The organism is Janthinobacterium sp. NFX145 (genome assembly GCF_049810325.1).
Lineage (GTDB): Bacteria > Pseudomonadota > Gammaproteobacteria > Burkholderiales > Burkholderiaceae_D > Janthinobacterium > Janthinobacterium rivuli.
Map to the genome: position 1 here is coordinate 270948 of NZ_CP187360.1, position 26275 is coordinate 297222.

General features: G+C 61.7%; 22 protein-coding genes. 18 read left to right on the top strand and 4 right to left on the bottom strand.

The window, feature by feature from the left end; genetic code table 11:
* The first annotated feature begins 46 nt into the window (after positions 1 to 46).
* The 4 genes from ACPJXG_RS01120 (at position 47) to ACPJXG_RS01135 (ending at position 6871) form a co-directional block, all read left to right on the top strand.
* Positions 47 to 2122, top strand: a complete 2076-nt coding sequence (locus ACPJXG_RS01120) for a molybdopterin-containing oxidoreductase family protein (protein WP_176389647.1) — start codon at positions 47 to 49, stop codon at positions 2120 to 2122.
* A 2-nt stretch (positions 2123 to 2124) separates the two neighbouring features.
* Positions 2125 to 3174 (top strand): aminopeptidase, encoded by a 1050-nt coding sequence (locus ACPJXG_RS01125; protein WP_176389648.1) that lies wholly within the window; start codon positions 2125 to 2127, stop codon positions 3172 to 3174.
* A gap of 276 nt (positions 3175 to 3450) precedes the next feature.
* Positions 3451 to 5133, top strand: coding sequence for a long-chain fatty acid--CoA ligase (locus tag ACPJXG_RS01130; RefSeq protein WP_035822872.1), 1683 nt, complete (start codon positions 3451 to 3453; stop codon positions 5131 to 5133).
* A gap of 55 nt (positions 5134 to 5188) precedes the next feature.
* Positions 5189 to 6871, top strand: a complete 1683-nt coding sequence (locus ACPJXG_RS01135; RefSeq protein WP_425253134.1) for a long-chain-fatty-acid--CoA ligase — start codon at positions 5189 to 5191, stop codon at positions 6869 to 6871.
* On the opposite strand, the gene ACPJXG_RS01140 is transcribed toward ACPJXG_RS01135, so the two are convergent.
* Positions 6868 to 8040: an acyltransferase family protein gene (locus ACPJXG_RS01140; RefSeq protein ID WP_425253135.1), complete on the bottom strand. Its 1173-nt coding sequence runs from the start codon at positions 8038 to 8040 to the stop codon at positions 6868 to 6870. The genes ACPJXG_RS01135 and ACPJXG_RS01140 overlap by 4 nt on opposite strands.
* A 158-nt stretch (positions 8041 to 8198) precedes the next feature.
* Between ACPJXG_RS01140 and ACPJXG_RS01145 the strand changes: the two genes are divergently transcribed.
* A complete protein-coding gene (locus ACPJXG_RS01145; protein ID WP_425253136.1) occupies positions 8199 to 9065 on the top strand; it encodes a LytTR family DNA-binding domain-containing protein in 867 nt (288 codons plus the stop codon).
* On the opposite strand, the gene ACPJXG_RS01150 is transcribed toward ACPJXG_RS01145, so the two are convergent.
* Both ACPJXG_RS01150 and ACPJXG_RS01155 read right to left on the bottom strand, forming a co-directional pair.
* Positions 9062 to 10654, bottom strand: a complete 1593-nt coding sequence (locus ACPJXG_RS01150) for an alkaline phosphatase D family protein (protein WP_425253137.1) — start codon at positions 10652 to 10654, stop codon at positions 9062 to 9064. The two genes, ACPJXG_RS01145 and ACPJXG_RS01150, sit on opposite strands and share 4 nt — an antisense overlap.
* 36 nt (positions 10655 to 10690) lie before the next feature.
* The gene (locus ACPJXG_RS01155) at positions 10691 to 11056 is read right to left on the bottom strand and encodes an acyl-CoA thioesterase (RefSeq protein ID WP_223278886.1); all 366 of its coding nucleotides are present in this window, start codon (positions 11054 to 11056) and stop codon (positions 10691 to 10693) included.
* Positions 11057 to 11192: 136 nt separating this feature from the next.
* Here ACPJXG_RS01155 and ACPJXG_RS01160 point away from each other — a divergent pair, with 136 nt between their 5' ends.
* The 11 genes from ACPJXG_RS01160 to ACPJXG_RS01210 all read left to right on the top strand — a co-directional run bounded on the left by ACPJXG_RS01160 (position 11193) and on the right by ACPJXG_RS01210 (position 21493).
* Positions 11193 to 13043 carry an ABCB family ABC transporter ATP-binding protein/permease gene (locus ACPJXG_RS01160; protein WP_425253138.1) on the top strand — a complete coding sequence of 617 codons (1851 nt, stop codon included), beginning with the start codon at positions 11193 to 11195 and terminating at the stop codon, positions 13041 to 13043.
* A 195-nt stretch (positions 13044 to 13238) separates the two neighbouring features.
* A complete protein-coding gene (locus ACPJXG_RS01165) occupies positions 13239 to 14195 on the top strand; it encodes an amino acid ABC transporter substrate-binding protein (protein WP_425253139.1) in 957 nt (318 codons plus the stop codon).
* Positions 14196 to 14293: 98 nt separating this feature from the next.
* A complete protein-coding gene (locus ACPJXG_RS01170; protein ID WP_035828381.1) occupies positions 14294 to 15043 on the top strand; it encodes an amino acid ABC transporter permease in 750 nt (249 codons plus the stop codon).
* Between the two features lies 1 nt (position 15044).
* A complete protein-coding gene (locus ACPJXG_RS01175; protein ID WP_035822860.1) occupies positions 15045 to 15737 on the top strand; it encodes an amino acid ABC transporter permease in 693 nt (230 codons plus the stop codon).
* 19 nt (positions 15738 to 15756) lie between these two features.
* Positions 15757 to 16482: an amino acid ABC transporter ATP-binding protein gene (locus ACPJXG_RS01180; RefSeq protein WP_176389655.1), complete on the top strand. Its 726-nt coding sequence runs from the start codon at positions 15757 to 15759 to the stop codon at positions 16480 to 16482.
* A gap of 157 nt (positions 16483 to 16639) precedes the next feature.
* Positions 16640 to 17704 (top strand): dihydroorotase, encoded by a 1065-nt coding sequence (pyrC, locus tag ACPJXG_RS01185; RefSeq protein ID WP_035822857.1) that lies wholly within the window; start codon positions 16640 to 16642, stop codon positions 17702 to 17704.
* 6 nt (positions 17705 to 17710) lie between these two features.
* Entirely contained in the window at positions 17711 to 18529 is an 819-nt protein-coding gene (locus tag ACPJXG_RS01190; protein ID WP_035822854.1) for a DUF3025 domain-containing protein, read from the top strand.
* Position 18530: 1 nt separating this feature from the next.
* Positions 18531 to 19520: a Gfo/Idh/MocA family protein gene (locus ACPJXG_RS01195; protein ID WP_425253140.1), complete on the top strand. Its 990-nt coding sequence runs from the start codon at positions 18531 to 18533 to the stop codon at positions 19518 to 19520.
* An 11-nt stretch (positions 19521 to 19531) separates the two neighbouring features.
* Positions 19532 to 20746, top strand: coding sequence for an MFS transporter (locus ACPJXG_RS01200; protein ID WP_116745779.1), 1215 nt, complete (start codon positions 19532 to 19534; stop codon positions 20744 to 20746).
* The gene (locus tag ACPJXG_RS01205) at positions 20746 to 20871 is read left to right on the top strand and encodes a hypothetical protein (RefSeq protein ID WP_255206293.1); all 126 of its coding nucleotides are present in this window, start codon (positions 20746 to 20748) and stop codon (positions 20869 to 20871) included. Before ACPJXG_RS01200 ends, ACPJXG_RS01205 begins: the two co-directional genes overlap by 1 nt.
* Positions 20872 to 21001: 130 nt before the next feature.
* Positions 21002 to 21493 (top strand): REP-associated tyrosine transposase, encoded by a 492-nt coding sequence (locus ACPJXG_RS01210; protein WP_425253141.1) that lies wholly within the window; start codon positions 21002 to 21004, stop codon positions 21491 to 21493.
* Between the two features lie 109 nt (positions 21494 to 21602).
* Here the strand turns inward: ACPJXG_RS01210 and recG are convergent, their stop codons facing one another.
* Entirely contained in the window at positions 21603 to 23705 is a 2103-nt protein-coding gene (gene recG / locus ACPJXG_RS01215; protein WP_425253142.1) for an ATP-dependent DNA helicase RecG, read from the bottom strand.
* A 178-nt stretch (positions 23706 to 23883) separates the two neighbouring features.
* Between recG and queA the strand changes: the two genes are divergently transcribed.
* A complete protein-coding gene (gene queA, locus ACPJXG_RS01220) occupies positions 23884 to 24939 on the top strand; it encodes a tRNA preQ1(34) S-adenosylmethionine ribosyltransferase-isomerase QueA (RefSeq protein WP_425253143.1) in 1056 nt (351 codons plus the stop codon).
* A 1-nt stretch (position 24940) separates the two neighbouring features.
* Entirely contained in the window at positions 24941 to 26080 is a 1140-nt protein-coding gene (gene tgt, locus ACPJXG_RS01225) for a tRNA guanosine(34) transglycosylase Tgt (protein WP_425253144.1), read from the top strand.
* Positions 26081 to 26275: the final 195 nt, after the last annotated feature.

A 26275-nucleotide genomic window follows, 5' to 3' on the forward strand; every position in this document is an offset into this window, starting at 1 on the left:
GAATGGTTTACAGTATCGCCTTCCCCCAACGTTTTTGGATTGCCCCATGACCACCACCCAAGTGCGCGCCGCCTGCCCGCTCGATTGCCCCGATACCTGCGCCTTGCTGGTCACCGTGACCGATGGCGTGGCCACCGCCGTCAAGGGCGATCCCGACCACCCGACCACGGCTGGCGTGCTGTGCACGAAGGTGTCGCGCTTCACGGAGCGCACCTACCATGCGGACCGCTTGCTGCATCCGCTGCGCCGCGTGGGCAAGAAGGGCGAAGGCAAGTTCGAGCGCATCAGCTGGGAAGAGGCATTGCAGACCATCGCGGCTCGTCTGAAACCGATCGCCGCGCGCGATCCGCAGGCGATCTTGCCGTACAGCTACTGCGGCACCATGGGCCTGGTGCAGGGCGAATCGATGTCCTCGCGCTTTTTCAACCAGCTCGGCGCTTCCCTGCTGGACCGCACCATCTGCGCCTCGGCCGGCGCGACCGGCTACCGCTACACGGTGGGCGCCAGCATCGGCACGGACATGGAGCAGTTCCAGAACGCGAAATTGATCATCATCTGGGGCGGCAACCCGATCGCCTCGAACCTGCACTTCTGGATGCGCGCGCAAGAGGCCAAGCGCAATGGCGCTACCTTGATCGCCATCGACCCGTACCGTTCGCTGACGGCCGAAAAGTGCCACCAGCATATCGCCTTGCTGCCGGGTACCGATGCGGCCCTGGCGCTGGGCTTGATGCATGTGCTGATCACGGAAGATTTGCTCGACCATGACTATATCGCCCAGTACACGGTCGGCTATGCTGAACTGAAACAGCGGGCCCTGGAATGGCCACCCGAACGCGTGGCCGAGGTGTGCGGCATCACGGCCACGGAAGTGGTGGAACTGGCGCGCCTGTACGGCCAGGCTTGCCGCTCCGGTGACGGCGCCGCCATCCGCACCAACTACGGCGTGCAGCGCGTGCATGGCGGTGGCATGGCCGTGCGCAATATTGCCTGCCTGCCCGCGCTGACGGGCGCCTGGCGCCATCCTGCCGGCGGCATGCAGCTGTCGAGCTCGGGTTCCTTCCCCGTCAACCGCAAGGCCCTGCAGCGTCCGGACTTGCTGAAAGGCACGCCGCGCACCATCAACATGAGCACCATCGGCGACGATCTGCTGAAAACCAGCTCGCCCGAGTTCGGCCCGCAAGTCGAAGCCGTGATCGTCTACAACTCGAACCCGCTTGCCGTGGCGCCCGATTCCTCGAAAGTGGCGCAGGGTTTCGCCCGCGAAGACTTGTTTACGGTCGTGCTCGAACACTTCCAGACCGATACCGTCGATTATGCCGACATCGTGTTGCCCGCCACCACGCAGCTCGAACACGTCGATGCGCATTCCACCTACGGCCACCTGTACATGATGGCGAACAACGCGGCCGTGGCGCCGCTGGGCGAAGCGAAGGCGAATACGGAAATTTTTCGTTTGCTGGCGCAGCACATGGGCTTTGATGACCCGTGCTTCCAGGAAAGCGACGATGCGCTGGCGGCCAAAGCCTTCGATACGACGGATGCGCGCGCCGTGCATTTCGACTGGGAATCGCTGAAACGCACGGGCTGGCAAAAGCTGGCCATGGCCGAGGCGCCATTTGCCGAAGGCGGTTTCCCCACGCCATCGGGCAAGTGCGAGTTTTATTCCAGCGCCATGGCGCAGGCGGGACTCGACCCCTTGCCGACGTATATCGCGCCGCACGAATCGCTGGCCAGCAATCCCGCGCTGGCGGCCCGTTTTCCGCTGGCCATGATTTCCCCGCCGGCACGCAATTTCCTCAATTCCACGTTCGTGAACGTGAAAAGCCTGCGCGCGGCCGAAGGCGAACCGCATCTGGACATCCACCCCGACGATTGCGCCACGCGCGGCATCGCCGCCGGCGACATGGTGCGCATTTTTAATGACCGCGGCAGTTTTACCGCCAAGGCCAGGGTGACCGACAAGGCGAGACGCGGCCTGGTGGTGGGCTTGTCCGTATGGTGGAAGAAACTCGCCAGCGACGGCAAGAACGCCAATGAAGTGACGAGCCAGCGCCTGACGGACATGGGCCGCGCGCCGACTTTCTACGATACGCTGGTCGAAGTGGAAAAGGCTGGCTGAGCATGGCCCGCTGGCCGGCCCGCTTGCTTGTCGGCATGCTGTGCCTGCCGCTGAGCGGCTGCACGCAGCTGCGCTACTACACGCAGGCGGCGCAAGGGCAATATGCCTTGTGGTCGGGCGCGCGCCCCATCGGTGACTGGCTCGACGACCCGGCCACCGAGCCGCGCCTGAAAGTGCGCCTGGCCAAGGCGCAGCAGATTCGCCGCTTTGCCGTCAGCGAGCTGGATTTACCGGACAATGGCAGCTACAAGAACTACGCCTCCCTGCGGCGCCCCTTCGTGCTGTGGAACGTGGTGGCCACGCCGGAACTGTCGTTGCAGCCGCTGCAATGGTGTTTCCCCATCGCTGGCTGCGTGAATTACCGTGGTTACTACAGCAAGGAAGAGGCGCTCGCGTATGCCGACGAGTTGCGCGCCCAGCATTACGACGTGCAGGTGGGCGGCGTGCCCGCGTATTCCACCCTGGGCTGGTTCGACGATCCCTTGCTGTCGACCTTTATCAATTACAACGATGCGGAACTGGCGCGCCTGATCTTCCATGAACTGGCGCACCAGGTGGTGTACGTGCCCGGCGATTCGGCCTTCAACGAGTCGTTTGCCAGCGCCGTGGAAGAGGCGGGCGTGCAGCGCTGGCTGGCGCGCGAGGGCAATGACGCGATGCGCGCCGCGTACGCCCAGTACGCGGCGCGGCGCCAGGATTTCCTCGCCTTGCTGCTGACATATCGGGGTGAACTGGAAGCCGTGTATGCGAGCGATGCCAGCGATGCGGAAAAGCGCGCGCGCAAGACGCAGGTGTTTGCGGCATTGCAAGACGCGTATCAGGTACTGAAGAAAAACTGGGGTGGTTTTGCCGGTTACGACCGCTGGTTCGAGCAGCCATTGAGCAATGCGCACCTCGCTTCCGTGTCGACCTACAATGAATTTTTGCCTGCCCTCAAAAAATTGCTGGAAGAAAAAAAGAACTTTCGTGCTTTTTATGCTGCAGTGCACACAATGGCCCAGATCAAGAAGCCTGAGCGCAGGCGTGCGCTGGAACAATTGTCCAGCCCGTGACCCGTAAAGATTGTCCAGTACGCCGAGCCGGACGATCCTGCAACAGTGTATTTATCATGTTGCATTGCAGCATAAAATACCCCTAGAGTTGCCGCTCGAATACTGTTGAAAGCGCTTGCATGGAAGCCCGGCGCCCGATAGCATCGCATTAGTAGCATAGAGCAATTGCTCGTCAGAATGCTCAAACTGACTGCAGGACGACAGAATCCGCAGCAATGATCCGCGTCGGCAAGATGCGCCGGCTCCCCCACGATTATTCGAGACAAGAGGCACAGGATGGAAAAAATTTGGCTGAAGTCGTATCCTCCCGGCGTTCCCGCCGACATCGATCCTGATCAATATCGTTCGCTGGTGCATGTGCTGGAAGAAGCGTTTCAAAAATATGCGGATCGCAATGCCTATGTCTGCATGGACAAATTTCTCACCTATGCCGAACTCGACACCTATTCGCGCCAGCTCGGTGCCTGGCTGCAAAGCCGTGGCCTGAAGAAGGGGGCGCGTGTCGCCCTGATGATGCCGAACGTGCTGCAATATCCGGTGGCCATCGCCGCCGTCCTGCGCGCCGGTTACACGGTGGTCAACGTCAATCCTCTCTATACGCCGCGCGAACTCGAGCATCAACTCAACGATTCGGGCAGCGAAGCCATCATCGTGCTGGAAAACTTTGCCCATACCTTGGAGCAAGTGCTGGGCAAGACGGCCGTCAAGCACATCGTCGTCGCCAGCATGGGCGAGATGCTGGGCGGTTTGAAAGGCATGATCGTCAATTTTGTCGTGCGCAACGTCAAGAAGATGGTGCCCGCGTATTCCTTGCCGAACGCCATGCGTTTCAAGCAGGCGCTGGCGCTGGGCAGCCGCATGAAACTCACGCCTGTCGAGCTGAGCATCAATGACGCCGCTTTTCTGCAATACACGGGCGGCACGACGGGCGTGTCGAAAGGCGCGACCTTGAGCCACCGCAATGTGATCGCCAATGTGCTGCAAAGCGAAGCGTGGTCGGGCGCGGCGCTCGACCAGAACAGCACGGAACAGATGATCGTCGTCTGCGCCTTGCCGCTGTACCATATCTTTGCCCTGACGGCGTGCGCCATGTGGGGCACGCGCGTGGGCGCCCTGAATATCCTGATCCCGAATCCGCGCGATATACCGGGCCTGATCAAGGAGCTGGGTAAGTACAAATTCAATCTGCTGCCAGCGGTCAATACCCTGTATAACGCGCTGGTGAATCACCCCGACTTTGCCAAGCTCGATTTCTCGGGCTTGAAGATCGCCAATGGCGGCGGCATGGCGGTGCAGCAAGCCGTCAACGACAAGTGGCTGCAAGTGACGGGTGTGTCCATCATCGAAGGCTATGGCTTGTCGGAAACGTCACCGGTCGCCACCTGCAACCGCGCCGACAGCACGGCGTTTTCCGGCACCATCGGCTTGCCCGTGCCCTCGACCGATATCGCCATCCTCGACGATGACGGCAAGGAAGTGCCGCTGGGCCAGACGGGCGAGATCGCCATCCGCGGTCCGCAAGTGATGAGCGGCTACTGGAACCGTCCCGATGAAACGGCCAAGGTCATGACGCCCGATGGATACTTCAAATCCGGCGACGTGGGCATCATGGACGAGCGTGGCTACGTGAAGATTGTCGACCGCAAGAAAGACATGATTCTCGTCTCCGGCTTCAATGTGTATCCGAACGAAGTGGAAGCCGTCATCGCGGCCCATCCGGGCGTGCTCGAGTGCGCTTGCGTGGGCGTGCCGGACGAACACTCGGGCGAGGCCGTGAAAGTGTTTGTCGTGCGCAAGGATCCGAACCTGACCCAGGCCGTGCTGGCCGCGTACTGCAAGGAACAATTTACAGGCTACAAGCGGCCGAAATACATCGAGTTCCGCGATGAACTGCCGAAGACCAACGTCGGCAAGATTTTGCGTCGCGCCCTGCGTGACGAAACGAAGACAGCAGCATAAACAGTGTGGGATGCGCCAGGAGGCGCATCCCTTTTACAGATAAAGATGAGGCGAGATGGACAAGATTTGGTTGAAGTCGTACCCGGACAGCGTTCCCGCAGAGATTGATTGCACGCAATACCGTTCCGTCACGCATTTGCTGGAAGAGTCGTTCCAGAAATATGCGGACCGCAACGCGTTCGTGTGCATGGATAAATTCCTGACCTACCGCGAGCTGGACAAGCTGTCGCTGCAGATGGGCGCATGGCTGCAAAGCAAGGGCCTGAAGACGGGCGCGCGCGTGGCGATCATGCTGCCGAACGTGCTGCAGTATCCGGTGGCGATGGCGGCGATTTTGCGCGCCGGCTATACGGTAGTCAACGTCAATCCGCTGTACACGCCGCGAGAATTGCAGCATCAGCTGACCGATTCGGGCAGCGAAGCGATCATCGTGCTGGAAAACTTCGCCACCACGGTGGAGCAGGTATTGCCGCATACCCAGGTCAAGCATGTGATCGTCGCCACCATGGGCGACATGCTCGGCGGACTGAAGGGTACCATCGTCAACTTCGTCGTGCGCAAGATCAAGAAAATGGTGCCCGCGTTTTCCTTGCCGGGCGCCGTCAGTTTCAACAAGATGCTGGCTGAAGGCGCACGCCTGAGCCTGACGCCGGTGCAGCAGGGCCATGATGACATCGTCTTCCTGCAATACACGGGCGGCACGACGGGCGTGTCGAAGGGCGCGATGTTGTTGCACCGTAACGTGATCGCCAACGTGCTGCAAAACGAGGCGTGGATGTCGCCCGTGATGACGCCTGAAATGCGCGCCACCTCGATGGGATTCATGTGTGCCTTGCCCCTGTATCACATCTATTCGCTGACCGTCAGCGCCCTGATGGGCATGCGCCTGGGCGGCATGAGCGTGCTGATTCCCAACCCGCGCGACATCCCCGGTTTCGTCAAGGAATTGTCCAAGCACAAGATCGTCGTTTTCCCGGCCGTCAATACCCTGTACAACGCGCTGCTGAACAATGCCGACTTCGCCAAGCTCGATTTCTCCAGCTATAAAGTGTGCAATGGCGGCGGCATGGCCTTGCAGCGCAACGTGGCCGAACGCTGGCTGAAACTGACCGGCTGCCCGCTGATCGAAGGCTATGGCATGTCGGAAACGTCGCCCGTGGTGACGGGCAACCGCGTCGATATCACGGAATTTACGGGCACCATCGGCTTGCCTTTCCCTTCGACGGAAGTGGCGATTCTCAACGACGATGGCGTGGAAGTGCCGCTGGGCGAGCCGGGCGAGATCGCCGTGCGCGGCCCGCAAGTGATGGCCGGTTACTGGCAGCGTCCGGACGAGACGGCCAAATCGATGACGGCCGACGGTTACTTCAAGACGGGCGACGTGGGCGTCATGGATGAACGCGGCTACGTAAAAATCGTGGACCGCAAGAAAGACATGATCATTGTGTCCGGCTTCAATGTGTATCCGAACGAAGTGGAAGACGTGGTTGCGTCGTGCCCGGGCGTGCTGGAATGCGCCTGCATCGGCGTGCCGGACGCCAACGCGGGCGAAGCCGTGAAAGTGTTTGTCGTGCGCAAGGATCCGAACCTGACGGTGGAACAGATCCGCGAGCATTGCAAGCATGAATTGACGGCCTACAAGAAACCGAAATACATCGAGTTCCGCGATGAATTGCCGAAGACCAACGTTGGCAAGATCTTGCGCCGTCAATTACGCGACGAAAAGAAGGTTGCCTAATTCGCTGCCAGGGCCGTGTCCGCCGCCAGGTTTTGGCCTGGGCGGGCGGGCAAGCCGAAGCAGGGGCGCAACCAGTTCACCTTGCTGATCAGCAGCGACGTCCCCAGCCAGCAAGTCGCCACCGTGCCGGCCAGTATCAGCAGCGGTTCTGCCACTGGCCCAAGCTTCAGCGGCACGAGCCAGTAGGCCAGCACGATGATCGCGCTCTGGTGCAATATGTACCAGGGAAAGACGGCCTGGCGCGCCCATGGCAGCCAGGCAAACGGTGTATTGAGCAAGGTGTGCGACCAGCCCAGGATGGCGCAGATGGCCAGCCACATGTACAGGTTGCGCATGGGCCAGGAGCCGAACGAGGCCCAGGTCAGCAGGTTCTCCGAATACACCAGGTCAAAGCCCAGATACACGGCAAACGCGCAGGGCGCCAGCAGCAGCGCATGCCAGCGCAAGCGCACCAGCTCTTGCCACACTCCCTTGTCATTGCCCAGCCACCAGCCATACAGATACATGGTGAAATAGATGGCGTGCGCGTACCAGTCCTTCACCAGCGCGTGGTTTTCCGGATAGCGCAGTTTCAGGAAGGCCGTTGCCGCCAGCGCCGGCAGGGCTGGCAGGATCAACAGGCGCCAGCCGCGCAACCCCGTAAACAGCGGCCTTGCCTTGGCCAGCAGGGGCTGCAGCGCCACCAGCACGATGGTGTACAGCAACAAATACACGAGATACCACAGATGATTCCAGGTAAAACTGGTCTTCCAGCCCGTAAATGCGCCAGCCGGCCAGGCATGGCCGCCAAAGTAATCCAGCAGAAATTGTCCATAGCCAGGCTCGACCAAGCCGTTCGTGACGCCTTCGCAATACGGCTGCACGGGTATCACCACGAGCACGCCAAACAGCAGGGGCAACAACAGGCGCTTGACCCTGCGCCGCAGGAAGGCCCCTCGGGACGTTTGCGTCATCATGGCGCAGGACACGCCGGAAATGAGGAACACGATTTCCATGCGCCAACGGTTGATAAAGACCATGGGATAGTTCAACGTTTCCGTCAGGTAGCTGCTCTTCATGTGGAAGGCGGCGCCGTCCAGGTACAGCATGGCCGTGTGGTAGAAGATCAGCAGGCTGAAGACAAGAAAGCGCAAGGCGTCGATATCGTAACGGCGAGAATTGGTGGTCATGGTCGCGGGATCCATTGGTAAGGGAAGGCCCCAGCATAGGCAGGCCGCGCAGGGCGAACCAGCGAAAAGTGACCAATTGCGGGCTGTTTGTGACGAGCGGTGATGCCGGGACGGCTTTGGGACCTTACAATCATGCAACTAATTCACCGTCCGACACCATGCGCCTGTCTTCCACCGATTTATTGCAACGATATCAACGCTGGCGCCAGATCGCCGAACCAGTTTTCTGGATCGTCCTGTATCTGCTGCAAACGTCGCTCAACTGCTGGATCAGCTGGATCGACCGTCAGCGCGCGGGGCTCGCTACGCCTTTCTGGGAAGTGGCCGTGTGGGAGTGGAGCAGCAACCTGGTGTTGCTGGCGCTGGTGCCGCTGGTGATCCTGGCCAACCAGCTGCGGCCGCTGCACCTGTTATTCCAGCGCCAGAACCTGCGCTGGCACCTGGCCGCCTCGCTGGTCTACAGCCTCGTGCATGTGCTGGCCATGGTGGCCTTGCGCAAGTTGGCCTACTGGAGCGCCGGCAGCGATTACGATTTCGGTAACTGGTGGCGTGAATTGCCATACGAATACGTCAAGGATGTGCGTACTTACTTCTCCATCTTGTTGTTCACGGGCTTTTACCAGCTGCTGCTGATGCGCTGGCAAGGCGAGGCGACCCTGCTGGGCGAACCCGATGAAGGCCCGGCCGTGGAACCGGTGTTGCAGCCGGAACGCTTCCTGGTGCGCAAGCTGGGCAAGGATTTTCTCTTGCCCGCCGGCGACATCGAATGGATACAGGCCTGGGGCAATTATGTGAATTTGCACGTGCGCGGCCACGATTATCCGCTGCGCTCGACCATGGCCGCCATCGAGCGCCGCCTGGATGGTAAACGCTTTGTGCGCGTGCACCGCAGCTATATCGTCAACCTTGTATTTGTGCGGAGCATCGTGCCGCTGGAATCGGGCGATGCGCGCGCCGTGCTGTCCACGGGCGGTGAAGTGCCCGTCAGCCGGCGCTACCGCGATGGATTGAAAAGCATGTGCTAGATGCGTTGCACGCCAGCCTTGCCGTCGCGCACGACAAAGCTGGCCAGTGTCGCGATGCTCGATGCGCCGTCGCGCACGTTGTCCAGGCCCTGGAACAGGGTCGTGGTTTTTTTTGGCGTGATCTCCATTAACATATAGCCGCGCTTGTCGCTGCGTCCGTAACGGATATGCGGGTTCATCGCCACGTACTGTTCCGTGCGCGCCTGCGGACGGGAACTCGACGTGATGGAGGTGCCGCAAAACTCGGTGGCCAGCACGGGATTGCTCTTGCTGGTGGGCCGCATGGCATTGCGGCTCAGTTCGGTGGCATAGAAAGTATGCACGTCGCCTGACAGTACCAGCGGGTTGCTGGCCTTGCTGCTGCGCAAGGCGTCGAGCAGGTGCTGGCGCGCCATCGGGTAGCCATCCCAGCCATCGGTCCAGATGCGCTCGTCGCCGGGCCGCAAAATCGGCACCTGGCTCGATTGCGCCATCAGGGTTTGCTGGGCCAGAATATTCCAGCGCGCCGGGGAGTCGTCGAGGCCGGCTTGCAGCCATCGCTGCTGTTCCTCCCCCAGCATGGTGCGCTGCGGTTTCAGCAAATCGGGACAGTTGCGCGTGGTGACGGAATTCGAACCGCCGCGGCCCGGTTTGGCGCACGCGTGGTGGGCGCGGTATTGCCGGTCGTCCAGCATGTGGAAGCGCGCCAGCCGGCCCCAGTCATAGCGCTGGTAGATGCGCATGTCGACAAAGCCCCGCCGTCCCAGCGGCAGCAAACGCAGCGGCATGTGTTCATAAAACGCCTGGTAGGCAGCCGCGCGGCGCTGCAAAAAGGTGGACGTGAGCAACTCGTCGCGGTCATTGCCGTAATCGTTGGCCACTTCATGGTCGTCCCAGGTGACGATCCACGGCGCGGCCACGTGGGCGCCCTGCAAATCCTGGTCACTCTTGTATTGCGCGTAGCGGGCGCGGTAGTCGTCCAGGCTGAAACTTTCATGCGTGCGCACGGCCCGGCTCGGATGCTGGAGCTGGTACGGCCCCCATTCATAGATGTAGTCGCCGAGGAAGGCCACCAGGTCGGGCGCGGCCGCGGCGATGTGCCGGTGCGCCGCATACGCGCCGAATTCCCAGTGCTGGCATGAGGCGACGGCCAGTTTCAGCGAGGCAGGCATGGAGCCGGGCTCGGGCGCCGTGCGCGTGCGTCCCACGGGACTGACGGCGTCGCCCAGCATGAAGCGGTACCAGTACCAGCGCCCGGGCGCGAGACCTCCCGCGTCGACGTGCACGCTGTGCGCGAGAGCGGGCATGGCCGTGGCCTGGCCCTTGGCGGCGATGCGGCGAAACGCCTCGTCTTCGGCCACTTCCCAGCGCACAGTCAGGGCGATGGCGGGCGTGGCGGCTGCGTGCAGCGGGTCGTAGCAGATGCGCGTCCACAGCACCACCGCATCAGGTAACGGCGAGCCGGAAGCGACACCTAGCGCAAACGGATAACCCGCGCCATTCATGCGCGTGGCGGCGCTCGCGCTGGAACCGGACAGCACGCTGCCGGCGGCGGCCAGCGCCGTGATGCGCGCAGCGCTCTGCAGGAAGATGCGGCGCTGGCTATCCATGCTGTCTGAAAATAAAACGTGGGATTATTGCGACAATCAAGACGACAGCAAGGTCTCGATCGGCGGCACCTTGCGCGGCTTGCGGTCGGAGTCCGTCGCCACATAGATCAGGGTTGCTTCCGTGACTTTCACGATGCACGCCTGCAGGCGGTTGCGCTCGGCATATACCTCGACATTGACGGTGATCGAGGTATTGCCGACCTTGACGATGTCGGCGTAGAAGGACAGCAGATCGCCGACGAAGACGGGGTTTTTGAAGACGAAGGAATTGACGGCAATGGTGGCGACGCGGCCGTTGGCGCGTCGCGTGGCCGGCAGGGAACCGGCGATATCGACCTGCGCCATGATCCAGCCGCCGAAGACGTCGCCGTACACATTGGCGTCGGACGGCGCGGGCATCATGCGCAATTCCGGCATTTTTCCGGCGGGCAGGCCGGAGGCGAGGCAGTTGTCGGGGCGGTCGGGGGAGGTGCTCATCTTTTATTCTCATGAAAGGCTACAATTGCCCCGATTGAACCATAAAAAGCCGACATTCGCCATGCGCCGTTCCCAGACTCCCCCTCCGCCCCGCTCGCCAGCCTCCGCCAGCCACAGCGATTTCGCCACCATCAAGACCTTGCTGCCGTATCTCTGGGTCTACAAATGGAGAGTATTGCTGGCGCTGCTATGCCTGGTGGGCGCCAAGCTGGCCAACGTGGGTGTGCCCCTGATCCTGAAAAAACTCGTCGACGCCATGACGATCACGGCGGCCCATCCGCAAGCGCTGCTGGTGCTGCCCGTCGGCTTGCTGGTGGCCTACGGCTTGCTGCGCCTGTCGACCACCTTGTTTACGGAATTGCGCGAATTCCTGTTCGCCCGGGTCACGCAGCGGGCCGTGCGCACCATCGCCCTGCAAGTGTTCCGCCACCTGCATGCGCTGTCCCTGCGCTTTCACCTGAACCGACAGACGGGCGGCATGACGCGCGACATCGAACGGGGCACGCGCAGCGTCGGCTCGCTCATTTCCTACACCCTGTTCAACATCTTGCCGACCCTGGTGGAAATCACCCTCGTGCTCGGTTACCTGGTCTTGCATTACGACATCTGGTTCACCGTGATCACGGCCGTGGCGCTGGTGTCCTACATCGCGTTTACCGTGCTGGTGACGAACTGGCGCACGCATTTCCGCCGCACCATGAACGACCTCGATTCCAAAGCGAATACCAAGGCCATCGATTCGCTGATCAACTATGAAACCGTGAAATATTTCGGCAACGAAGATTACGAGGCGAAGCGCTACGATGAAGGCTTGCAGCGCTATGAATCGGCGGCCGTGAAATCGCAGACTTCCCTCTCCCTGCTCAATACGGGCCAGTCCCTGATCATCGCCACGGCCGTCACCTTGATTTTGTGGCGCGCCACGGTGGGCGTGATCGCCGGCACGATGACCCTGGGCGACCTGGTGCTGGTGAACGCCTTCATGATCCAGCTGTATATTCCCCTCAATTTCCTGGGCGTCATTTACCGCGAAATCAAGCAAAGCCTGGCCGACATGGAGCGCCTGTTTTCCTTGCTGAACGAAAACCGTGAAATCGCCGATACGCCGGACGCCAAGCCGCTCGTCACGCGGGGCGCGGCCGTGCGTTTTGACCACGTGAATTTCAGCTACGAAGCCAAGCGGCAAATCCTGTTCGACGTGGATTTCCAGATTCCTGCAGGCACGACGACGGCCGTGGTGGGCCACAGCGGCTCGGGCAAGTCGACCTTGTCGCGCTTGCTGTTCCGCTTCTATGAAGTCGATGGCGGCGGCATCACCATTGATGGCCAGGACTTGCGCGGCATCACGCAGGATTCCCTGCGCGCGGCCATCGGCATCGTGCCGCAAGACACGGTGCTGTTCAACGACACCATCGAATACAACATCGCCTATGGCAAGCCGGGCGCCAGCAAGGAGGCCATCGTGGCGGCCGCCAAAGCGGCATCGATACATGATTTTATTGAAAGCTTGCCAGATGGCTACAACTCCATGGTGGGCGAGCGGGGCTTGAAACTGTCGGGTGGCGAAAAGCAGCGCGTGGCGATTGCCCGCACCTTGCTGAAAGACCCGGCGATATTGATCTTCGACGAAGCCACGTCCGCACTCGACTCAAAGGCCGAGCAGGCGATTCAGTCGCAGCTGAAAGAGATCGCCAAAAACCGCACCACCCTGGTGATTGCGCACCGTTTGTCGACGGTGGCCGACGCCCAGCAAATCCTGGTGCTCGACCATGGCCGCATCGTCGAGCGGGGCACGCATCCGCAATTGCTGGCCGCGAATGGCCTGTACGCGCAGATGTGGCAACGCCAGCAGGCGAATATGGATGATGAGGCGCAAGAGGACGAGTTGGCGGGTCTGGCGCCGGCAAAATAAATCGGGAATGTGAAATCAGTAGGAAAAATGCTACAGCCGCGCTGATTCCGGCGCGGGTATAGCGCCTATTTGCGGGCAATCGCAGAAAATGGCTGGTCCGGTGCTGAAAATGAAATAAAATTAATTCCAATGGTGGCGTCTGCACCACAGTTGTTTCGTTCGGAGTCCATCCGGTTTGTCCGCCCAGGAGAATTTATGAAATTGACCAAAATCATCGCCACGCTGCTCAGCGTCGGTGTCATCAGCAGCATGTCGCCAGTCCAGGCTCAGGAATTGACCGGCACCTTGGCCAAGATCAAGAAAGCCGGTTCCGTCACGCTCGGTGTGCGCGACGGCTCCGTTCCCTTCTCCTATCTCGATGACAAACAGCAATACCAGGGTTACTCGATCGACCTGTGCATGAAAGTCGTCACGGCCCTGCAAAAGCATCTGGGCCTGAGCGAACTGAAAGTGGTGATGAGCCCCGTCACCTCGGCCAACCGCATCCCGCTGATGGCCAACGGCACCATCGACCTCGAATGCGGCTCGACGACGAACAACCTGGAGCGCCAGCAGCAGGTGGCATTCGCCCCCACCATGTTCGTCATCGGCAACCGCGTGCTGTCGAAAAAATCCTCGAACATCAAGACCCTGGAAGACTTGCGCGGCAAGACCCTGGTTGCCACTGCCGGCACCTCGACCATCAAGCAGATGACGATCCTGAACAAGGAAAAAAACCTGGGCATGAATATCGCCGTCGGCAAGGACCATCCTGAATCGTTCCTGATGCTGGAAACGGGCCGCGCGGTGGCCGAAGCCAACGACGACATTTTGCTGGCGTCGCAAGTGGCCAATTCGAAAAACCCGAACGACTACGAAATCACCAAGGAAGCGCTGTCGGTCGAGCCGTACGGCATCATGCTGCGCAAGGGCGATCCCGCTTTCAAGAAAGTGGTCGACGATGCCTTGACCCGCCTGTACAAGAGCGACGACATCAACCGCATTTACGCGAAATGGTTTACCTCGCCGATCCCGCCGAAAAACATCAACCTCAAATTCCCCATGCCGCCGCAATTGAAGGCCGTGTTTGCCAACCCGACCGACTCCGGTGACCCGGCGGCCTATGCGGCCGTACCGGAAGCGCAGAAGACGTCGGACAAGCGGAAAAAGTAAAGATTGCGTAACAAATCGGGGGGCGCAAGCCTCCCGTTTTATTTGCGGGGCGGGTGGCCGGCTGGCCGCTGTCCTCGGGCTGCATGCGAAGGATGATCATGAATTACAACTGGAATTGGCGCATTTTCTGGGAGATTTCTCCCGATGGCGTGGGCACGTATATGGACACCCTGTGGTCCGGCCTGATCTGGACCCTGGCCACGGCCGGTACGGCCTGGATCATGGCGCTGATATTGGGCCTGGTGATCGGCACCATCCGCACCTTGCCGAACAAATGGCTGGTGGGCGTGGCCAATGCCTACGTCGAACTGTTCCGCAACGTGCCGCTGCTGGTGCAGATGTTCCTCTGGTATTTCGTCATGCCGGAACTGCTGCCGCCTGACCTGGGCGCATGGGTCAAGTCGCTGCCAAATGCGCCGTTCGTCACGGCCGTGCTGTGCCTGGGATTCTTTACCTCCTCGCGCGTGGCGGTGCAGGTCACGACGGGCATCGAGGCGCTGCCGCGCGGGCAGAAACTGGCCGGCACGGCGCTGGGCCTGACCCTGCCGCAAACCTACCGCTTCATTTTGCTGCCGATGGCCGCACGCGTCATCATGCCGCCGCTGACCAGCGAATTTTTGAACATCATCAAGAACAGTTCCGTGGCCCTGACCATCGGCCTGATCGAACTGACGGCCAGCGCGCGCGCCATCCAGGAATTCTCGTTCCAGGTATTCGAAGCGTTTTCGGCCGCCACCATCATCTACGTCGTCGTCAATCTGCTGGTGGTGGTGCTGATGTACCTGATCGAGAAAAAGGTCGCCATTCCGGGCTTCATCGTCGCCGGCGCCAAGACGGGAGGACATTGATATGTTCGGTAATTTCGACTTCGATGTCATCTCCCGCTCGTGGGTCTACCTGTTCCAGACCGGTATGATCTTCACCCTGAAACTGACGGCGCTGTCCATGGTGGGCGGCATCGTGCTGGGCACCCTGCTGGCGCTGATGCGCTTGTCCGGCAGCCGCCTCATCTCGGGCGTGGCGTCGAGCTACGTCAACCTGATACGCTCGATCCCGCTGGTGCTGGTGATCTTCTGGTTCTACTTCCTGGTGCCGTACATCGCCGCCTGGATCATCGGCGCGGAAGAACCCGTGAAAGTGGGCGCGTTCTCCTCCGCGCTGATCACCTTCATCATGTTCGAGGCGGCATACTATTGCGAGATCATGCGCAGCGGCATACAGTCGATCCCGCGCGGCCAGGTCTGGGCCGGCCAGGCGCTGGGCATGAACTACTCGCAGACCATGGCCTTCATCGTGCTGCCGCAAGCGTTCCGCAACATGATCCCCGTGCTGCTGACGCAAACCATCGTGCTGTTCCAGGACGTGTCGCTCGTGTACGTGCTGTCGATCCCCGATTTCGTCGGCGCCGCCTCGAAGATCGCCCAGCGCGACGGCCGCCTGGTGGAGATGTACGTGTTTGTCGCCGTCGTGTATTTCGTGCTGTGCTATGCCTTGTCGTTCCTGGTAAAACGCCTGCAGAAACGCGTCGCCATCATTCGCTAACCGTAAAAGAAAGAACAAGATGATTGAACTCAATAACGTCAGCAAATGGTATGGCCAGTTCCAGGTACTGACCGACTGCACCACGGAGGTCGCCAAGGGCGACGTGATGGTCATTTGCGGCCCGTCCGGCTCCGGCAAGTCGACCCTGATCAAGACCGTCAACGGCCTCGAGCCGATCCAGCAGGGGCAGATCTTCGTCGACGGCATCAGCGTCAACGATCCGAAAACGAATTTGTCGAAACTGCGCGCGCGCATCGGCATGGTGTTCCAGAATTTCGAGCTGTTTCCGCACCTGTCGATCCGCGAAAACCTCACCATCGGCCAGATCAAGGTGCTGGGCCGCAGCGCCGACGAAGCCAATGCCAAGGGCTTGAAATACCTGGACCGCGTGGGCCTGCTGTCGCAGCAGGACAAATTCCCGGGCCAGCTGTCGGGCGGCCAGCAGCAGCGCGTGGCGATCGCCCGCGCGCTGTCGATGGATCCGATTGCCATGCTGTTCGACGAGCCGACATCGGCGCTCGACCCTGAAATGATCAACGAAGTGCTCGACGTGATGGTGGGCCTGGCGCAGGAAGGCATGACCATGATGGTCGTCACGCACGAAATGGGCTTTGCCAAGCGCGTGGCCAACCGCATCGTCTTCATGGACCAGGGCAAGATCATCGAAGATTGCAGCAAGGACGACTTCTTCAACACGACGCGCTCGGACCGCGCGCGCGATTTCCTGGCCAAGATCATTCACTGATCCCAAGTTTTCTCGATAAAAGCGGCCGGCCTTCACCGGCTGTTTTTGCGTTCACAGTACGCTTGCGCCCGGTTTTCCTCACGCACCCTGGCCGCTAAGGCTGCCCCGCGACTGGTAAAATGGCGCTATTCGCAATGACCGCCTGAGAGCAGCCGCCATGTCCACACTCGATCACACCCCAGTCGCCGTTCCATCTTCCATCACCATCACCCGGCCGGATGACTGGCATCTGCACCTGCGCGACGGTGCCGTCATGGCCAGCGTGCTGCCGCACAGCGCGCGCCAGTTCGGCCGCGCCATCGTCATGCCGAACCTGAAACCGCCCGTCACCACCACGGCCGATGCCAGCGCCTACCGCGAGCGCATCCTGGCCGCCGTGCCGCAAGGCGTAAACTTCGATCCGCTGATGGTGCTGTACCTGACGAACAACACCTCGCCCGACGAAATTCGCCGCGCGCAAGATAGCGGCATTGTGCAGGCTGTGAAACTGTATCCGGCTGGCGCGACGACGAATTCCGACCTGGGCGTGACGGACTTGAAGAATTGCTACAAGGTGCTCGAAGTGATGCAGGAAGTGGGCATGCCCTTCCTCGTGCACGGTGAAGTGACGGACCCGGAAATCGACATTTTCGACCGCGAAGCCGTCTTCATCGAGCGCGTGATGCGTCCGCTGCGCAGCGCCTTCCCGGCCCTGTCCGTCGTGTTCGAGCACATCACCACCAAGGATGCGGCGCAGTACGTGGCCGAAGCGGAAGGCCCGATCGCCGCCACCATCACGGCGCATCATCTGCTGTACAACCGCAACGAGATTTTCAAGGGCGGCATCCGCCCCCATTACTACTGCCTGCCCATCCTGAAACGCGAAGAGCACCGCCTGGCCCTGATGACGGCCGCCGCCAGCGGCGACGAGCGTTTCTTCCTCGGCACCGATTCTGCGCCGCACGCGCAAGGCGCCAAGGAAATGGCCTGCGGCTGCGCCGGTTGCTACACGGCCCTGCACGCGATGGAAATGTATGCGGAAGCGTTCGAACGGGCCGGCGCGCTCGATAAACTGGAAGCGTTTGCCAGCTTCCACGGTCCGGCTTTCTACGGCGTGCCGCGCAACACGGACACCATCACCTTGAAGCGCGAAAGCTGGACCTTGCCGGCCTCGCTGCCGCTGGGCGACAGCCATGTCATTCCGCTCAACGCGGGCGAGCAGATCAACTGGAAAATGGTCTAAGCGTTCATGCTGCCATCGATAGACTGGACCCGCCCCTGGTTTGCCACGGTGCTGCCGGCGCGACGGCAGCTGGATCTGCAGCGCGACACGGTGATTGCCGCGCTGAACGCACGGGCGCGGGCGCTGGACTTGCGCAATCCCACCGGCTTGCCGCTGGCTTTCGTGCCGCAAGCGGACCTGCCTGAAGGCGTGGCCTACGAAGAGTTCATCGGTGCGACGGGCGGCGTGCCCACGCGCGACAATCTGCACGATTTTTTCAACGCCCTCGTGTGGCTGACCTTCCCCCGCATCAAGCGGCAGCTGAATGCGCTGCAGGCGGCGCAGATCGCCCTGTCCGGCGTCGGAAAATCGCGCGGTCCCGCGCGCGATGGCGCGACGATTTTTGACGAGAATTCCGCCTTGCTGGTGCTGCGCGACAGCGACGCAGGGCGCGCGCTGGACGCGGCCTTGCGCGGGCACGACTGGCGCAGCGCGTTCATCGCGCAGCGCGACAAATTTGGCGCGGGCGGCGACGCCGATGTCTGGTTGTTCGGCCACGCGCTGATGGAAAAACTGGTAGCGCCGCGCAAGGCCATCACGGCGCACACGCGCGTGATCTTCGCCGGCGACGCCTACTTTGCGCTCGACGATGCGGCACGCCGCGCCTGGCTCGACGAGCGGGTGGCGCAAGACCTGGCGCAGCAAGGCCTCACCACGGCGGACTTCACGCCGCTGCCCGTACTGGGTTTGCCCGGCTGGTGTGAAGGCCAGGACGACGATTTTTACAATGACGCGGCGGTGTTCCGCCCGAAGCGCAAGGCGGCTGGCGCAGAAAGAGATCAATAGTATGGAAAATACCGTCCGCTGGGGCATCCTCGGCACCGGCAAGATCGCCCGCGCGATGGCCAATGGCTTGCGTGACGCGCCCGGTGCGCAACTGGTGGCGGTCGCCTCGCGCAGCGAGGCTGGCGCACAGGCTTTCGGCGCCGAATTCGGCATCGGGCGTTGCCACGGTTCCTACGAGGGGCTGGCCATGGACCCTGACGTGGACGTGATCTACATCGCCACGCCGCACACCCTGCATGCGGAAAACGCCTTGCTGTGCCTGGCCGCCGGCAAGCACGTCGTGTGCGAAAAACCGTTCACCATGAATGCGCGCGAAGCGCAGGCCGTGGTTGACATGGCGCGCGAGAAAAAGCTGTTTTTGATGGAAGCCATGTGGAGCCGTTTCCTGCCCGCCGTGCAGGAAGCGCAGCGCATCATCGCCAGCGGCGAGATCGGCGTGCCGCGGCAGGTGCAGGCTGATATCGGCTTCGTCGCCAATTTCCCGCCCGAACACCGCATGTTCAACCCGGAACTGGGCGGCGGTGCGTTGCTCGACGTGGGCATCTATCCGCTGTCGATGGCGGCCTTCTTCCTCGGCCCCGTATCGCAGGTGCAGGCGCTGGCCGAGATGGGCGTCACGGGCGTCGATGAGCAGGTCGTGTTCTCGCTGCTGCACGCGGGCGGCGGCACCTCGTCCTGCGCCTGCAGCCTGCGCGCGCAGACCCCCACGGAAATGACCATTTCCGGCAGCCTGGGACGCATCCGCCTGCCCAGCCGCTTTTACAAGCCCGATCAGCTGATCGTCGAAACGATGGATGGCGCACGCCGCGTCGTCGCCGCGCCGCACCTGGGCAATGGCTACGCGCACGAGGCCATCGAAGCGATGCGCTGCATCCGCGCTGGCCTGCTGGAAAGTCCCCTCATGCCGCACGCCGACAGCGTGGCGCTGATGCGCAACCTTGACACCATGCGCGGCCAGATTGGCCTCGTCTACCAAGCCGACCAGGCGTAAACAGGAACCCCATGACATTGCCCTCATCCCGTCCCAGCCTGAAAACTGTTCTCATCGCCAGCGGCGTCGTCCTGACCCTGGCGATGGGCGTGCGCCACGGCCTGGGCTTCTGGATGCAGCCGATCTCGCAAGCGAATGGCTGGACGCGCGAAACGTATTCGCTGGCGCTGGCCATGCAAAACCTGATGTGGGGCGTCTTCGGTCCGTTCGCCGGCATGGCGGCCGACCGTTTCGGCACCATGCGCGTCGTCATCGTCGGCGCCATCAGCTACATGGCGGGCCTCGTGTGGATGGCGCTCGTGACGCAGCCGACCCTGTTCATCGTCGGTTCCGGCATCTTTATCGGCCTGGCGCTGGCCTGCACGGCGTTCGGCGCCATCAGCGGCATCATCGGCCGCAGCGCGCCGCCCGAGCAGCGCTCGTGGGCCTTCGGCATCTCGTCGGCGGCCGGCTCGTTCGGCCAGTTCCTCATGATGCCGGTGGAGCAGCAACTGATCTCCGCCGTGGGCTGGCAAAACGCTTTTTATGTGCTGGCCGCGCTGGTGCTGCTGGCCATGATCCCGATGGCTTTTTATTTGCGCGAGCCGCCCGTCTCGCACGCCAGCGGCCCGCAGCAAAGCGTGGGCGCCGCCTTCAGCGAAGCCATCGCCAGCCGGTCGTTCTGGCTGCTGCTGGCCGGGTATTTTGTCTGCGGTTTCCAGCTGGTCTTCATCGGCGTGCACTTGCCGGCCTACCTGAAGGACCAGGGCCTGATGAATCCGAATATCGCCGTCACGGCGCTGGCCCTGATTGGCCTGTTCAACATCGTCGGCTCCTACTACGCGGGCAAACTCGGTGGCAAGATCGCCAAGCGCTACCTGCTGTCGGCCATCTACGTGACGCGCGCCGTGGTCATCACCGTGTTCCTGCTGGCGCCATTGTCGGCGTGGTCCGTGTACCTGTTCGCCGCAGGCATGGGCGTGCTGTGGCTGTCGACCGTGCCGCTGACGAACGGCATCATCGCCGGCATCTTCGGCGTGAAGCATTTGTCGATGCTGGCCGGGATGGTGTTCTTCTCGCACCAGGTGGGCAGTTTCCTCGGGGCGTGGCTGGGCGGCTATCTGTACGAGCACCAGGGCAGTTACCACATCGTGTGGATGATCACCATCGGCCTGGGCTTGCTGGCCGCGCTGATCAACCTGCCCATCGACGAGCGCGCCGTCAAGCGCGTGGCGGTGGCCGCGTAATGGCCAGCTGGCGCACATGGCTGTGGCGCCTGGCTGGCGCCGCGCTGCTGGCCCTCGTCTTCCTGGCCTATCTGCGCCCTGACTTCATGCTCGACCTGGCGAACCGCTTCTGGATGTGCATGTAGGCTGCGCGGGCGCAAGGCTGTTTGTGAGAAGTCGGATTACGCTACGCTAATCCGACCTACCCGACCTGCCGCCGCGTATATCGCGTAGGTCGGATTAGGCCGAAGGCCGTAATCCGACACCCACGAAACCATGCGATACCGACGCGCATCCCAGCCAGGCGGCAGCTTTTTCTTCACGGTGGTGACGGCCCACCGCCGGCCTGTTTTTGCCACTGCCACGGCCGTGGCTTTGCTGCGCGACGCTTTCCGCGCCGTGCGCCATAAACGGCCATTCGCTATCGATGCCATCGTCATCCTGCCTGACCATCTGCACTGCATCTGGACCTTGCCGGATAGTGATGCCGATTTCATGACGCGCTGGCGCTTGATCAAGACGTGGTTCAGCAAGCGCTGCGATCTTGAAAATGTCTGGCAGCAGCGGTATTGGGAGCACGTCTTGCGTGACGAGAGCGACTTCGCAAACCACGTCGATTACATCCACTACAACCCCGTCAAGCATGGTCTTGTGAGTAAAGCCATCGATTGGCCGTATTCCAGTTTTCACCGGTATGCAAGGCAGGGATGGTGTGCCGCGGATTGGGGCGGGGATGGTGTGGATGTGGCGGGTGTCGGGCGGGAGTAGGCGGGGTCAACAATGTTGTCGGATTACGCTACGCTAATCCGACCTACCGTTTGCGTCGTGAGTAGGTCGGATTAGCGCAAAGCGCGTAATCCGACATGCAATGTAAGACCTACACCTTCAAAAATTCCTCTTTCCCACCCAGCCAGCGCGCCAGGTGCGCTTCGACGGTGGCCGCTGCGGCGGCCGTGGTGGCATGCAGCAGATCGTGCGCCACGTCGCGGGCCTGGTCTACCAGCCATTGATCCGTTTCCAGGTCGGCGAAGCGCAGCATGGCCTGGCCGGACTGGCGCGCGCCGAGGAATTCGCCGGGGCCGCGGATTTCCAGGTCGCGGCGGGCGATTTCAAAACCGTCCGTCGTTTCGCGCATGGTCATCAAACGCTGGCGCGCCACGCCGCCCAGGGGACCCTGGTACAGCAGCAGGCAGACGCTGGCCGCCGTGCCGCGGCCCACGCGCCCGCGCAGCTGGTGCAGCTGCGACAAGCCAAAACGCTCGGCATGCTCGATCACCATCAGCGAGGCGTTCGGCACGTCGACGCCCACCTCGATGACGGTGGTGGCCACCAGCACGTGGATATGGCCGGCGATGAAGGCATCCATCACTTCCTGCTTTTCCGCCGGTTTCAAACGGCCGTGCACGAGGCCCACCTGCAGCGCGGGCAGGGCTTCGGCCAGCATCATGCAGGTGTCGGTGGCCGTCTGCAGCTGCAGCGCTTCCGACTCCTCGATCAGCGGGCAGACCCAGTACACCTGCCGGCCTTCCAGCGCGGCCGCATACACGCGGGCGATGACTTCGTCGCGCCGGTTCTGGTCGATGGCGCGCGTGACGATGGGGCTGCGTCCGGGCGGCAGCTCGTCGATCACGGACACTTCCAGGTCGGCGTAATACGTCATGGCCAAGGTGCGCGGGATCGGCGTGGCCGACATCATCAGCTGGTGCGGCACGGCCGCGCTGTCGCCCTTGTTGCGCAGGGTCAGGCGCTGACCCACGCCGAAGCGGTGCTGCTCGTCGACGATGACCAGGCCCAGTTTGGCAAACAGCACGTTGTCCTGGATCAGCGCATGCGTGCCGATCACCAGTTGCGCTTCGCCCGATTCGATCAGGGCCAGCGCCGCCGTCTTTTCCTTTTTCTTCAGGCTGCCCGTCAGCCACGCCACCTTGACGCCCAGCGGCTCCATCCAGGCGGCGATCTTGCGGAAGTGCTGCTCCGCCAGGATCTCCGTGGGCGCCATCAGCGCGGCCTGGTAGCCGCTGTCGATCGCCTGCGTGGCGGACAGGGCGGCGACGACCGTCTTGCCGCTGCCGACGTCGCCCTGCAGCAGACGCTGCATCGGATACGGCTGGTGCAGGTCGGCGCGGATTTCTTCGAGCACGCGCGCCTGTGCGCCCGTCAGCTTGAAGGGCAGGGCGGCGCCGAAGGCATTCGATAAATTGCCGACGATGGGCAAGGAGGCCGCGCCTTTCGAGCGTCGCGCGCGCTGGGCGCGTTTCAGCGACAGCTGCTGCGCCAGCAGTTCATCGAACTTCATGCGCACCCAGGCCGGGTGCGAGCGATCCATCAGCGCGCTTTCATCGATGTCCTGCGGCGGATAGTGCAGCAGGTGCACGGCGGCGCGGAACGGCGACAGCTGCATCTGCTGCAACAGCTCGTCCGGCAAGGTGTCTTGCCAGTCGATGCGACGCATGGCGTCGGCGATCTCGCGCCGCAGCACGTGCTGCGACAGGCCTTCGCCTGACGGGTACACGGGCGTCAGGGCCGTCGGCAGCGGCGCGCCTTCGTTGACGACCTTATACGTCGGGTGCACCATCTCGGCGCCGAAAAAACCGTGTTTGAGTTCGGCGCGCGCACGCACGCGCGTGCCTTCGGCCAGCTGCTTGACCTGGCTGCCGTAGAAATTCATGAAGCGCAGCAGCAAATTGCCCGTTTCGTCCGCGATCGTCACCAGCAATTGCTTGCGCGGCTTGAAATTGACTTCGCATTTGGTGACGATGCCCTCGACTTGCCACGACTCGCCGCCGCGCAGACAGGCGTCGCGTATGGTGTAGACCTTGGTCTCGTCCTCGTAGCGCATCGGCAGATGCAGCACCAGGTCCATATCCGTGCGCAAGCCCAGTTTGGCCAGCCGGCTTTCCGTGCTGACCACTTTTTTGACGGCTTTCGGCTTCGCGGCCGGCTTGGCTGCGGGAGGAAGATCGGGCTTTGGATCGGACATATGCAAGGTTTTGGTGCCGCTAGCGTAAAATAGAGGGTTGTCCGGCACACCCTGTGCGTACCGCGGTTGTAAATTGTTGCGGCGGATTATTGTAATGCCTGTATAGGCGCACAGTATAGTGCCAGATGTTCCATTGCGCACTCCTAATCATTTTTGACGTACTTTTGAAGCAAAACGCATGTATTCGCTTTCCGATTTCGATTTTAATTTGCCGCAAGAAAACATTGCGCAAACTCCGTTGGCCGAGCGCAGCGCCTCGCGCCTGTTGCATCTGGACGGCGACGCCCTGGTCGACCGCAGCTTTGCCGACATCGTCGGGCTGTTGCAGGCGGGTGACCTGCTGGTGATGAACGATACGCGCGTACTCAAGGCGCGCTTCTTTGGCGTCAAGGAAAGCGGCGGCAAGATCGAGGCGCTGGTCGAGCGCGTGCTCGATGACCGTACCGTGCTGGCCCAGGTGCGCGCGTCGAAGTCGCCGCCGCCCGGCTGCCGCATCCGCCTGGCCGATGCCTTCGATGTGACGGTCGGCCAGCGCGTCGGCGAATTCTTTACCTTGCACTTCGAGGCCGACGTGTTTGACCTGATCGAGGCGCATGGCCGCTTGCCGCTGCCGCCGTACATCGAACACGATGCGGACGAATTCGACGAAACGCGCTACCAGACCGTCTTCAACAAGGTGCCCGGCGCCGTGGCCGCGCCGACGGCCGGCCTGCATTTCGACCAGGCCCTGCTCGACCAGTTGAAGGCCAAGGGCGTCAACTTTGCCTATGTGACCCTGCACGTGGGCGCCGGCACCTTCCAGCCCGTGCGCACGGAAGTGCTGGCCGAACACAAGATGCATACCGAGTGGTACACCATGCCGCAGGAAACCGTCGACGCCGTGCGCGCCGCCCAACTTGCCGGGCGCGACGTGGTCGCCGTCGGCACGACCAGCTTGCGCGCGCTGGAATCGGCCTCGCAAAGCGGCCAGCTGGTGGCGGGCAGCGCCGATACAGCCCTGTTCATCACGCCCGGCTATGCGTTTAAAACGGTGACGCGTTTGATCACCAACTTCCATTTGCCGAAGTCGACCCTGCTGATGCTGGTGTCGGCCTTTGCCGGCTATGAGCCGATCCGCAGCGCCTACGCGCATGCGATCGCGCAGAATTACCGTTTCTTCAGCTATGGCGACGCGATGCTGCTCACCACGCAATCGCGCGCTCCGTTGAACCTTGATACTCCCGTGAAAGACTGACATGCTGGAATTTACATTACTCAAGACCGACACGAGCGGCCTGACCAAGGCACGCCGCGGCACCTTGAAACTCAACCATGGCGTCGTGCAGACGCCGATCTTCATGCCAGTGGGCACTTACGGCTCCGTGAAAGCCATGTCGCCGCTGGAACTCAACGAGATCCACGCGCAGATCATTTTGGGCAACACCTTTCACCTGTGGTTGCGTCCTGGCAACACCGTCATGGAAAAATTCGGCGGCTTGCACGGCTTCATGGGCTGGAACAAGCCGATTTTGACGGATTCGGGCGGTTTCCAGGTGTTTTCGCTGGGCGCCATGCGCAAGATCACGGAAGAGGGCGTGCATTTCAATTCGCCCATCAATGGCGATAAATTGTTCCTCTCGCCGGAAGTATCGATGCAGGTGCAGCGCGTCTTGAATTCGGACATCGTCATGCAGTTCGACGAATGCACGCCGTACGAAATCCAGGGCCGTCCAGCCACCATCGAGGAAGCGGCCAAGTCCATGCGCATGTCCTTGCGCTGGGCGCAGCGCTCGAAGGACGAGTTCCACCGCGGCGAGAACCCGAATGCGCTGTTCGGCATCGTGCAGGGCGGCATGTTTGAAATGCTGCGCGACGAGTCCTTGGCCAAGCTCGAAGAGATCGATTTTCCCGGCATCGCCATCGGCGGCCTGTCCGTCGGCGAGCCGAAGGAAGACATGATGCGCATGCTGGCCCACGTGGGCCCGCGCCTGCCGGCCAACAAGCCCCATTACCTGATGGGCGTCGGTACGCCGGAAGACCTGGTGGCCGGTGTCTCGAACGGCATCGACATGTTCGACTGCGTCATGCCGACGCGTAACGCCCGCAATGGCTGGCTGTTCACCCGTTTTGGCGACATCAAGATCAAGAACGCCAAGTACAAGGAAGACCAGGCGCCGCTGGACGAGACCTGCAGCTGCTACGCCTGCCGCAATTTCTCGCGCGCCTACCTGCACCATCTGCACCGCTCCAAGGAAATCCTCGGCGCGCGCCTGAACACCATCCACAACCTGCATTACTACCTGGACCTGATGCGCCAGATGCGCGAGGCGCTGGACGAAGACCGTTTCCATGCGTTTACGCTGCAATTCCACGCGGAACGCGCACGCGGAACTTAAGAAAACCTTAGCTTGCGTCCCGGCGGCGGCATGGCCGGAAGTTTTGTGTATTGGTGCTTGGACTGGGGCGATAAAGCATTGCATAATGCCTTTTTAGCCCCATTTAAAGTTGCCATGGCTGCAATTCGGGTTATGACGTATAGCCAATGCTAGAATACAGCGCTATTTTTTCAAACTGATTAGAACTGGAGTCAC

Excerpts from the sequence above, each read along its gene's own strand:
- ACPJXG_RS01180 (WP_176389655.1), top strand. The coding sequence starts at position 15,757 with ATGATTGAACTCAATAACGTCAGCAAATGGTATGGCCAGTTCCAGGTA.
- ACPJXG_RS01210 (WP_425253141.1), top strand. The coding sequence starts at position 21,002 with ATGCGATACCGACGCGCATCCCAGCCAGGCGGCAGCTTTTTCTTCACG.
- ACPJXG_RS01200 (WP_116745779.1), top strand. The coding sequence starts at position 19,532 with ATGACATTGCCCTCATCCCGTCCCAGCCTGAAAACTGTTCTCATCGCC.
- ACPJXG_RS01165 (WP_425253139.1), top strand. The coding sequence starts at position 13,239 with ATGAAATTGACCAAAATCATCGCCACGCTGCTCAGCGTCGGTGTCATC.
- ACPJXG_RS01190 (WP_035822854.1), top strand. The coding sequence starts at position 17,711 with ATGCTGCCATCGATAGACTGGACCCGCCCCTGGTTTGCCACGGTGCTG.
- ACPJXG_RS01125 (WP_176389648.1), top strand. The coding sequence starts at position 2,125 with ATGGCCCGCTGGCCGGCCCGCTTGCTTGTCGGCATGCTGTGCCTGCCG.
- ACPJXG_RS01155 (WP_223278886.1), bottom strand. The coding sequence starts at position 11,056 with ATGATGCCCGCGCCGTCCGACGCCAATGTGTACGGCGACGTCTTCGGC.
- pyrC (WP_035822857.1), top strand. The coding sequence starts at position 16,640 with ATGTCCACACTCGATCACACCCCAGTCGCCGTTCCATCTTCCATCACC.
- ACPJXG_RS01135 (WP_425253134.1), top strand. The coding sequence starts at position 5,189 with ATGGACAAGATTTGGTTGAAGTCGTACCCGGACAGCGTTCCCGCAGAG.
- ACPJXG_RS01140 (WP_425253135.1), bottom strand. The coding sequence starts at position 8,040 with ATGACCACCAATTCTCGCCGTTACGATATCGACGCCTTGCGCTTTCTT.
- ACPJXG_RS01175 (WP_035822860.1), top strand. The coding sequence starts at position 15,045 with ATGTTCGGTAATTTCGACTTCGATGTCATCTCCCGCTCGTGGGTCTAC.
- ACPJXG_RS01150 (WP_425253137.1), bottom strand. The coding sequence starts at position 10,654 with ATGGATAGCCAGCGCCGCATCTTCCTGCAGAGCGCTGCGCGCATCACG.
- ACPJXG_RS01120 (WP_176389647.1), top strand. The coding sequence starts at position 47 with ATGACCACCACCCAAGTGCGCGCCGCCTGCCCGCTCGATTGCCCCGAT.
- recG (WP_425253142.1), bottom strand. The coding sequence starts at position 23,705 with ATGTCCGATCCAAAGCCCGATCTTCCTCCCGCAGCCAAGCCGGCCGCG.
- queA (WP_425253143.1), top strand. The coding sequence starts at position 23,884 with ATGTATTCGCTTTCCGATTTCGATTTTAATTTGCCGCAAGAAAACATT.
- tgt (WP_425253144.1), top strand. The coding sequence starts at position 24,941 with ATGCTGGAATTTACATTACTCAAGACCGACACGAGCGGCCTGACCAAG.
- ACPJXG_RS01145 (WP_425253136.1), top strand. The coding sequence starts at position 8,199 with ATGCGCCTGTCTTCCACCGATTTATTGCAACGATATCAACGCTGGCGC.
- ACPJXG_RS01195 (WP_425253140.1), top strand. The coding sequence starts at position 18,531 with ATGGAAAATACCGTCCGCTGGGGCATCCTCGGCACCGGCAAGATCGCC.
- ACPJXG_RS01160 (WP_425253138.1), top strand. The coding sequence starts at position 11,193 with ATGCGCCGTTCCCAGACTCCCCCTCCGCCCCGCTCGCCAGCCTCCGCC.
- ACPJXG_RS01170 (WP_035828381.1), top strand. The coding sequence starts at position 14,294 with ATGAATTACAACTGGAATTGGCGCATTTTCTGGGAGATTTCTCCCGAT.
- ACPJXG_RS01130 (WP_035822872.1), top strand. The coding sequence starts at position 3,451 with ATGGAAAAAATTTGGCTGAAGTCGTATCCTCCCGGCGTTCCCGCCGAC.
- ACPJXG_RS01205 (WP_255206293.1), top strand. The coding sequence starts at position 20,746 with ATGGCCAGCTGGCGCACATGGCTGTGGCGCCTGGCTGGCGCCGCGCTG.